Here is a 5,336-nt window from a genome sequence, read left to right as displayed (position 1 = left end):
TCGTCCCCTTTGCACTTTTGCTCACCCGGGAACCTCCGCAATCGTTCGAGTCTGTCTCCTCGTCCAGTCAGGACGCTACGGAGGCCGTTTCATCACCTCAAGGCTTTACGCTGAGGCAGGCCATGGGGACATCGGCGTTCTGGCTGTTTGGAATCGCGATTTCCCTTGTGGCACTGATTGGATCAGGAACATCACTTTTTAATGAATCGGTTTTGACGCAGCAGGGTTTTCCCAAAGAAACGTTCTACGATCTCATGGCCCTGTCGACCACAGTCGGACTGTTCGTAAAGCTTCCCATCGGTTGGCTGGGTCAACGGATCTCTCTGAATAAACTTCTCGCCGCTGGTCTGATCCTGCTGTCCGTCTGTCTCGCGTGTCTCCCGTACGTGCATTCTCCCTTCGGAATCAAGATCTACGCGGTGGGAATGGGGGTATCAGGGACCATTACCACGGTGCTGTTCTTTACCGTCTGGGGTCAGGCCTTCGGTCGACGATATCTCGGTCAAATTCAGTCCGTGTCACAAATGATGACTGTCTTGGCATCGGCACTGGGACCGCGAATGTTTGCTGAGTGCTTCACCCGGTTCGGGACTTACTCAGGCGTCTTCCAGTTTCTGGCAGTCCTGGCGATGGTTGTTTCAATCTGGTCTCTTTTCGTGCGAGTTCCGCGGCCCGAAGAGGCACCGCCCACAACACATTCTGACGCGGTCCCCGCCCTGCTCTCTCCCCTTTTGCAGAAGAATTCCTGATGTCGACACCTGACCCTGCTGTCCGCTTCCACCTGTCTCTGAACGTGTCCAATCTTGAGCACGCGGTCCCTTTCTTCACGAAGCTGTTGGGAACCGCTCCGGCCAAGCAACGCCCCGACTATGCGAAGTTTGAGCTGGCTTCGCCCCCTCTGGTGCTGTCGCTGGAACCTCGCTCGCCACAGGAGTTCGGTTCGTTGAATCATCTCGGCTTTCGATTTGCTGACGCCAAGTCGCTGGTCGAGGTGCAACGACAACTCGAAATCCTGGGGATCAAGACCCAACGAGAAGAAGGTGTCGAGTGCTGTTACGCCAAACAAACCAAGTTCTGGGTCAACGATGACGACAAACGGCTATGGGAATTTTACGTACTTGAGGGAGACATTGATCACCGTGGCGGAGGTCAGCCGCTGGATCAAGTGATCGGCGCTGAATCAGCGTGTGACCTGCTGCACAGTCCCGCCTTAAAAAAATCCCCGCCGCGGATCTGGGAACACCAGATGGGATCCCCTTTCGATGTTCCCCCTCAACAGTTCGACGAAATCCGGCTACGAGGAACCTTCAATCTCCCTGAACCGGCACGCATGGTGAACGAGATTTTGAAACGTCTCTTCGCGGCAATTGTTCCCGGTGGAACCGTCTCGCTGCATATTCTCACCTGTGAGCAGGAGCTTCCTGCGCCACCACAGCTTTCCGGCCCCGCTGCGTACGTCAAACACGTTCCTGTGCGAGCAGAATTGATGAGAGCTTTGGAGCTGGCCGGGTTCGAAGATCTGAGACTGACGACATTCCGCACGGCCCCCTGCTTTGAATTCCAGGGACATGCCCTGCGGGAGACAAAGCTGGAAGCAACGCGGCCCCTTCTTGCTTCAGAAGCCAAAGGGGCAGAGCCAGTCCGTGAGGCGACCACGGCATCCGCGACGAAGCCGAGCCGGCGCGTTCTTTTCAAAGGTCCCTTCAAACGGATTCAAGACGACTTTGGCACGGAATGGGAACGTGGCGTCCCTACGATGATCTCGGACGAACGTTGGACTCGCCTGAAGCAATCGACTGTCGGTGAGCTTTTCGTCGAAATTCCGCTGGAGGCACCTCTCGCAAGTTGTGGCAGTCGCTGATCAATCCGATGCGGGTCTGCTCGCGTTTCGACGGAACGTTGCGATAATGTCTCTTCTCTGCACTCTGAAGATCGGGCGACGAATTCCATCGGCCCAGCGGACGAGTCGCTCTCCTGCCGATGGGCGAGCGGGAGAGCAACAGAGGGGTGCCGTGCCTGCGACGGTCAACATCCGACGAAAACGTTCAGACATTGAAGGTCAGTCTACGAATGAAATTTTTGCATGCGGCCGACATACATCTGGATAGTGCTCTGGAGGGACTGGAGCGTTATGAAGTCGCGCCGGTGGATCTCATTCGAGGAGCGACTCGGCGGGCTCTGGAAAAACTTGTCGCTCTCGCACTGACCGAACAAGTCGATTTTGTCGTGATCTCAGGTGATCTCTATAACGGAAACTGGTCCGACTATAATACCGGACTGTTTTTCGTGAAGCAGATGGACAAGCTGAGCAGCGCGGACATTCAGCTTTACCTGATCGCCGGTAACCACGATGCCGCCAACATTATGACTCGCAGTCTGCGGCTACCCGCCAACAAAGACGGTCAGAGCATCATGTTGTCGCACGAGATGGCAGAGACCCGTCGGCTTGATGATCTGGGAGTGGCCATTCACGGACGAAGTTTCGGCAATCGGGCGGAACTGCAGAACATGGTTCCGCACTATCCGCAACCTGTCCCGCACTGGTTCAATATCGGGATGCTCCATACAAGTCTGAGCGGGTCCGAAGAACACGACACCTACGCCCCGTGCACGCCGACGGACCTGCGGTCCAAGGGTTACGACTATTGGGCACTGGGACATATTCACAAGCGGACTGTTGTTCCCGAACAGACAACCGCTGACCTCTGGACGTCTGGCATTTACTCGGGAAACATTCAGGGACGCCATATTCGCGAGCCCGGCCCGCGGGGTTGCTTCGTCGTCACAGTGGACAGGCAATTTCAGGCGCAGGTCAAATTCCATCCGCTTGACGTTTTTCGCTGGGAGGTCGTCACGCTTCCCTGCGAAAGCTTCGCGAAGGCCAGAGACATCTATGGCCCCCTGCAAGACGAACTCCTCGCCCTCTGCAACAGGAACAAAGGGTTGCCACTGGGTGTTCGTGTCGAGCTGACAGGCGCAACGGTCGCTCATCGGGACCTGACAAGCCACCGCACTGCCGTGACGGCAGAAATCCGCAGCCTGGCAGCGAGAGTCTCTCATGAACAGATCTGGGTGGAACAGGTCAAGTTCCGTACCCGTGAGCCACTGCGTCAGTCCGAGCTGTCCCGAACCGATGGACCACTTGGCGAGCTGGAACAATACCTCGAAAAACTGGATCGTGACCCCGCCGCGATTTCGCCATTAATCGATGAACTCAAAGACCTCGCGAAAAAACTCCCCTCGGAATTACTGCAACCACCTGATGGACTGCTCCTGGATAACCCCGACTGGATTCGCGAAGTCCTTCAGGAAGTAAAACCGCTGCTGCTCGACCGACTGAACGGGTAGGCGATCAGCCCCACCCCCACTTTATTACAAATCTGCTGACAGCCGCAGGAGTCCCCGCCTGGAGACAGGCCTTCGAGTTCCTGGCGGTGACAGCCAGCAGATGACCACAGGCGGTCCCCGAGGCTGAAGGGGAACGTGCGATGCTTCCGCCGATCACCCTGCGGAGATTCGTTTGTCCTCGTGCTGTCAACGAAGTCGGAAATCCAGCAACAGGATCCCCCTTCAGGCAGGTGGCGATGCCTTGACGGCGAATGCCGCTTCGCCGAATTTGTAGTTCGCAGGACGATTGATCGGGATGACTATCGAGGAGGCTGTGCCCTGTCCGCGTAGGACGAAGAGAGATATTTCCTACCGAAGCAGCAGGTGCCACTTTCGACAAGTCGTTATCCCCGCGCCGTGAAATCTTTCTGCCGCTGGTTTGGCGTTACGTCAGGACCAATCCCGGATGCCCGCTGATTCCTTGCGTCCCAGGTCGGGCTACCACGTTCACTTTTTGTATTGAAGGAAGTTCGATGTCTCGAGTTCGGCAAATGAGTGCAACGTTGTTTGCAATCGCAGTGCTCAGCCTGATGTTCAGCAAAACGGCATCAGCCCAGCCTTGGGGTTACTATCCCGCTCCGTACGGTCCGCCGGTCGTTGCTTATCCAACCGTGATCGGTCCGCGTCCCTACTTCGGTCCCCGGTACCTTCCGCCTCCTCCGGTGGTTGTCGCAGCCCCTGTCGTGGTTCCGGCCACGGTTCCGGCCCCCACCTTCTATACTCCCGGAGTCGCCCCATACACCTACATCGGTCCGCTCGGCCGTGTTCGCGTGGGATACGCTCCTGCATTGTACGGCGTCGGCTACTAGTGATTTGTCTGGAACAGACGCCAGTGTGCCACTTGCCGGAACATGCACCGTGGCGCACCGCTCTGTCTCGCAGCGCAGCGTGAGAGGTTTCTGCGTGACTCCGCACTCCGACGATTTCGCACGCCACTCGAAGATGTCAGCATGACAATGTGGTTGTCGACCTGAGACTGCCTGGCCCCTGTAGAATGCTCCGCCGAGCAATTTCTACGGGGGCCATCTGCATTTCGGGGATTTCGAAGTGAGCACGCCTGCCGTTCGCGATTCCGTTCCTTCAACGTTCACGTCCCTCGCGCACGGGATCCTGCCCGGGAACGTGAAAACTCTCACACCATGATCGTGTGAACGTGACATTCTCTGGTTGCGACTGTAGCGTGACTCAAGTTGTGCGCGTTGTGAATGTTCCCTCCACAGAGTCAATGTAAGGGACGGCCTCATGCATGTCAGAATCTCCCTTCGCGGTGTCTTTGGCTGTGTCGCGAGTCTGGCAACACTGTCAGCAGTAGCGGGTCTGACGATCCCGATCGCCCATTCGGCAGAGAACATCACTCTCGCCAGCGCTGTTTCGCCGGGCGAAAACCGTCGCGACGAACCACTTGCAAAATCTTTCTCTCTCGAGAAAGCGATTTCCTTTCTGGACTCGGCAGCCCTGACCTGGCAGAAGGAACGAAAGTGCTTCACGTGTCATACCAATTTTGCGTATCTGTATGTTCGCCCCACCCATGAGACAGCGGACCAGGCCTCTGCGGAAGTTCGCCAGTTCGCGGAAGAACTCGTTGCTCACCGCTGGGAAGATAAAGGACCTCGCTGGGACGCTGAGGTTGTTGCTGCCGGAGCGGCATTGGCTTTCAACGATGCTTTGAGTGAAAAACCACTGCATCCTCTTACACGTCGGGCTCTCGACCGGATGCTGACGCTGCAGCGCGAGGACGGGGGATTCACGTGGATCAAATGCGACTGGCCACCGATGGAATCCGACGATCATTACGGAGCGACTCTGGCCACCATCGCCATCGGTGTCGCACCGGACGGATACGCTCAAACGAAATCCGCACAACTGGGATTGTCGAAGTTACGTGAGTATTTCAAGCAGAACCCCGGCACCACGCTCCATCATCGGGCGATGGTCTTGTGGGGAAACAC

General features: G+C 56.9%; 4 protein-coding genes and 1 pseudogene. All 5 read left to right on the top strand.

Going from position 1 to position 5,336, the window contains the following annotated elements; all coding sequences use genetic code 11:
• Nucleotides 1-749, top strand: a 749-nt coding sequence (locus VGE80_RS16330) for an MFS transporter (RefSeq protein ID WP_440593412.1), incomplete at its 5' end; no start/stop codon positions are given.
• Nucleotides 749-1,861, top strand: a complete 1,113-nt coding sequence (locus VGE80_RS16325; protein WP_440593411.1) for an ArsI/CadI family heavy metal resistance metalloenzyme — start codon at nt 749-751, stop codon at nt 1,859-1,861. The genes VGE80_RS16330 and VGE80_RS16325, both read left to right, overlap by 1 nt.
• Before the next feature lie 209 nt (nt 1,862-2,070).
• Nucleotides 2,071-3,348, top strand: coding sequence for a metallophosphoesterase family protein (locus tag VGE80_RS16320; RefSeq protein WP_440593410.1), 1,278 nt, complete (start codon nt 2,071-2,073; stop codon nt 3,346-3,348).
• Between the two features lie 512 nt (nt 3,349-3,860).
• Complete coding sequence (locus VGE80_RS16315) at nt 3,861-4,196, top strand: hypothetical protein (protein WP_440593409.1); 336 nt, start codon at nt 3,861-3,863, stop codon at nt 4,194-4,196.
• A 433-nt stretch (nt 4,197-4,629) separates the two neighbouring features.
• A pseudogene (locus tag VGE80_RS16310) lies at nt 4,630-5,336 on the top strand (squalene--hopene cyclase); the annotation flags it as partial.

The organism is Schlesneria sp. (assembly GCF_036405755.1).
In the GTDB taxonomy this organism is placed as follows: domain Bacteria; phylum Planctomycetota; class Planctomycetia; order Planctomycetales; family Planctomycetaceae; genus Schlesneria; species Schlesneria sphaerica.
Note: the sequence above shows the minus strand (reverse complement) of the source record. Positions and strands in the feature narration are given on the sequence as shown.

Bases quoted from the DNA above. Each gene is read 5' to 3' on its own strand.
- VGE80_RS16325 (WP_440593411.1), top strand. From the start codon at position 749: ATGTCGACACCTGACCCTGCTGTCCGCTTCCACCTGTCTCTGAACGTG.
- VGE80_RS16320 (WP_440593410.1), top strand. From the start codon at position 2,071: ATGAAATTTTTGCATGCGGCCGACATACATCTGGATAGTGCTCTGGAG.
- VGE80_RS16315 (WP_440593409.1), top strand. From the start codon at position 3,861: ATGTCTCGAGTTCGGCAAATGAGTGCAACGTTGTTTGCAATCGCAGTG.